Origin of the sequence: Mesorhizobium sp. M0159 (assembly GCF_040322295.1) — a bacterium.
Lineage (GTDB): Bacteria > Pseudomonadota > Alphaproteobacteria > Rhizobiales > Rhizobiaceae > Mesorhizobium.
This window is the reverse complement of record NZ_JAMYTF010000117.1, coordinates 1-3,755: the sequence shown is the minus strand read 5'-3', so window position 1 is coordinate 3,755 and position 3,755 is coordinate 1. Positions and strand designations below refer to the sequence as shown.

2 protein-coding genes and 2 pseudogenes are annotated in these 3,755 nt (G+C 56.7%); 2 read left to right on the top strand and 2 right to left on the bottom strand.

Annotated elements, in window-relative coordinates; genetic code table 11:
* Positions 1-222 (bottom strand): annotated as a pseudogene (locus NKJ32_RS35160) (hypothetical protein); the annotation flags it as partial.
* A 662-nt stretch (positions 223-884) separates the two neighbouring features.
* Between NKJ32_RS35160 and NKJ32_RS35155 the strand changes: the two are divergent.
* On the top strand, positions 885-2,102 hold the full coding sequence (locus tag NKJ32_RS35155) for an ATP-grasp domain-containing protein (RefSeq protein ID WP_352830530.1): 1,218 nt from the start codon (positions 885-887) through the stop codon (positions 2,100-2,102).
* A gap of 82 nt (positions 2,103-2,184) precedes the next feature.
* Here the strand turns inward: NKJ32_RS35155 and NKJ32_RS35710 are convergent.
* Positions 2,185-2,312, bottom strand: a pseudogene (locus NKJ32_RS35710) (IS66 family transposase); the annotation flags it as partial.
* A 342-nt stretch (positions 2,313-2,654) separates the two neighbouring features.
* Here NKJ32_RS35710 and NKJ32_RS35145 point away from each other — a divergent pair.
* Complete coding sequence (locus tag NKJ32_RS35145; protein WP_352830527.1) at positions 2,655-3,452, top strand: IclR family transcriptional regulator; 798 nt, start codon at positions 2,655-2,657, stop codon at positions 3,450-3,452.
* The last annotated feature ends 303 nt before the right edge of the window (positions 3,453-3,755 follow it).

Below are 3,755 nucleotides of genomic sequence, written 5' to 3'. Positions count from 1 at the left end.
GCCGGGCGGGGTCTCGAAGCGAACCTCGTATCCACGCTCCGCCGCGGCAGGACGGACGTCGCGCAGGAAGTCGGTGACGGCCGTGGAGCCGCCGCCATAGCCGAGGTCCTTCAGTTCCCGGAAAAGCCGGCTGCCCGACGGCTCCTGGGTTGCCGGCTTGATGGTGAAGAAATTGTGCATGCTGGTGGCAACAGCGCTGGCCAACAAGATGGCGCGTGGCACCTGGGCCCATGCTGATGGCGCGGGAGAACTACCAGGAACCCGGCGAACGGTGGCTGCGAGATCCGCCGCAGCGCGCTCGATACTGGGACGTCGGGGGCGTGAGGAAGGCATGGACTGGATGGGACAAATGGTCGATCGATCGGGGTCAGGAAACCAGAGTCAAGTTGAGATCCCAGGCAAGCTCGCTTTCCTGATTGGGACTAGATCCGCGCATCACCATACCGGCCCGCGGCATATGGGACGCCGCAAATCAAGGCCTGACACATCCCGCACTCATCGCATGTCCAATGCTTCAGGTTCTTCCTTGTAAACGCTGGCATCCACATGAACTGACGCACAAGCCTATTTCTGAATGAACGCAGTAGCAGGCAGGGTGCATCAAGTGACGCTTTGGCGCCTGCTCGGCCTCAAGTCATTTGCGAGTGTCGCCGCGACATAAAGCGGTTCTGAAAGGATCCACGTCATACGAATCACAAGAGGTTTCGCATCAATCTTACAATACGTTTCCCCCCGATTTTATTTGGCCGTCGCAACAAAATCTTCGAATAACTTCACAAACTCCTTACAACCGTAAATTGCTGATATGCTACATTCCCCACGACGTCTGAAACCACGCATAACAAACAGCTAAGCACACCGCACGTAACGTAGGAGCCAAAACCATGGCAAAAAGAGCGCTCATCCTGCTCGAGGGTTATACATTGGGTGTTGGTCTTCTATACGTCCAAGCGGCGCAGCATCTTGGTCTTCATCCAATTATCCTATCGGCTGATCGAGCTCGTTGCGACCGTCTTCTTGCGGAAGGAATTGGCGCAATTCATATTGAGACAGAAAATCTTGATGCGCTAATCGGCGAATGTTCCCGACTACGTACAACCTATGACATAGCTGGCATTACGTCCACCAGGGAGGAGGTCTATGCGACGGTTGGCAAGCTCTGCCGGCATTTCAACCTGCCGGGCCCGAACCCCACATCGATTGAACGATGTTGCGACAAATTCGCTCAGCGTCAGCTCCTCGCCGAGGCCGGGGTTCCAATGCCGGCTTATCGCTTGGCAGCGAGTACGATGGACATAAAAAGCGCTGCCGCAGAGATTGGCCTGCCGGTGGTCCTTAAGCCAGCCGTGGGCATCAGCAGCATTGGTGTTCGATTGTGCCGCAACGCCGATGAGTTAGTGGAGCATGCAGCCTATTTGTTGGGCGGCAAGCACATATGGCGGTCTCCACCGAGGGTACTGGTGGAAGAATTTGCACAAGGCTCTCATTATGTCGCCCAAACAATGCAAAATGAGGTTATTGGGATTACCGCAGCTGACTTCGGCCCGCCGCCGCATTTCGTCTTTCGTGAGTTCAGATTTCCGGCCCCGCTGACTGAGCAAGAGCATGCGCGTATCGCAGCCATTTCGCTAAGCTCTTTGACAGCTCTCGGCCTTGGCTGGGGGCCATCGTGCATTGAACTTCGGTGGACTAAGCGTGGCCCAGTCGTCATTGAAGTCAATCCGCGTCTTCCGGGCACGCCAGATCCTCAAATGGTTAAGTTGGCTTATGGCGTCGATCTCGTCACCGAGCATCTCAAGATTGTCATCGGCGACGAACCGAATTTGCGCAGAAGGCATTCGCATACTGCGGGCGCGCGAATCCTGGTTGCTGATCGCGATGGCACGCTGGATTGGATCGGAGACCACAGTCAGGCGGCTGCTCTAGAAGGTGTCGCCGAGGTCAAATTGTATCTTGGACCCAAGACGCCGATCGTCAGAAACGGCGATGAGCGGGATTGGATCGGACACATCATCGCCGCGTCGCCCAGCCGCGCTCAGACCGATGCGATACTTCAGGATGCAGTCGACTCAATCACTTGGTCGATCGCACCATTTCCTTGAGGAGATTGCCGCTTCGAGTCGCCGAAATGGATATCCTGCCCTCCTGGAGCTGATTCCTCGGTTTCTCGCAAAGGAGTGACAAGCCGCAGAAGAGCCAAGAGCGCCAGCCCAGAGCGATGCCACGCAGCGCTCGCTCAGCCGCATTGGTTCGAAAGGCACCCCATTATCGAGGAACTCGGTAAAAGATGGCCAACGGCGCAGCATATAGTTCGTGACCAGGCGAAAGCTATCGCGCGTCGCGACCATCCAGCTCCCAAGTTCTTTGGCGCACGGCGCGGCGTTGATCCAGCGACAGGCCGTTGATCTCGCGCTCGATGTCGAACAGGGCATCGATGCGTGCGGGCCTTCCGCCGCCAAGGGGGTAGACCAGGTTGGGCTTCTCGCCGCGTGCCTTCTTGCGCCGACGCTTCGATACCGGCGAGATCGAACACCTTGCACGGGCTGTGGGCCCAGCAACTCGGTTGGCTGGAGCGCAGCGAGCAGTGCAGCAGCGCGTCATGGGGCCGCAACCTGTTCTCATTCTAGCCTCTCTGTACCCAATGGGAATTATATATGAGCTTGAACGTCAATTCGAATGGACCGTTGGATCGAGCATTTGCCATCCTTGATTTTGTGGCAGCTCAACTCAAAGCCCAGACGGCGGCGGAGATCGCCAAAAATCTCGATCTCCCGTTGCCAACAGCTCACCGATTGATCAATAATCTGCAGGCCCGCGGATTGCTGCAGCGCGCCCCGTGCACTAAATACCTCGTGGTCGGGAACAACCTAGTCCTACTTGCTCGCAATGCGATTGGCTCAGCCTTTCGAACTACACGGCGCCACGCCGTTCTTCAGACCGTCGCAGCAGAAATCGGCGAGCAATGTGAAATTGGAATCGTTCGAAACAATGCCGTCGTCTATCTCGACAGCGTGCTAGTTGAGGTCCCGCAAAGACTTCGGTTTGATCCTGGGCATAGCGCGCCCCTGTACTGTACCTCCACTGGCAAGATTTACATGAGCATGCTTCCTGTGAAGGCGCGTGAAAAGCTCGTTCGGTCTCTACAGATGAAGCAGCATACTGATAGGACTATAACCGATCCCGTTGCCCTCCTCGCCGTTCTAGAGGAAACCCGCAGGGATAGATGGACTCGGACCAACGAAGAGTTCGTCAAAGGTGTGGTTGGATGCGCCGTCCCAATTCTCGTCCCCGGCCGAACTTTGATCGCGTGTCTCGGGACCTCCGTTCCAGTTGCCCGAGTCACTTTTGAGGAGCTTCAACGCTTCCGAGAGCCGTTGGTCCGAGCAGCGAAATTGCTGTCTGAAACCATACTGCAGGCTAGCACCGACTTTACTGAAGAACGCATACTATAGAGCAAACGCTAGGCGTCCTGCGGGGCCTGCCGTGAAGAACTCTTGCTATGTATAGCACACCCTCCGCCTGTCGCCTCAGGATCGATCCATCACAGTCGGGGACTGCACACCCAGCGAAGGAGTTGCTGTTCCGTCTGACGTTGCCCCCAGTTTCTATCCAGTTTTGAGTTCGTTTCCGGCGTGGGTTGTGCCCTGCTGGGCGGGTGAAGCGACGGGGCTGTTCGAGACCGCCGGCGTTCTCACAACGGGCGGAAGTCCGGTTCTCAAGGACAATGTGCCAGACACATCGGCTCTGGTCATTAC

Bases quoted from the DNA above. Each gene is read 5' to 3' on its own strand.
- NKJ32_RS35155 (WP_352830530.1), top strand. From the start codon at position 885: ATGGCAAAAAGAGCGCTCATCCTGCTCGAGGGTTATACATTGGGTGTT.
- NKJ32_RS35145 (WP_352830527.1), top strand. From the start codon at position 2,655: ATGAGCTTGAACGTCAATTCGAATGGACCGTTGGATCGAGCATTTGCC.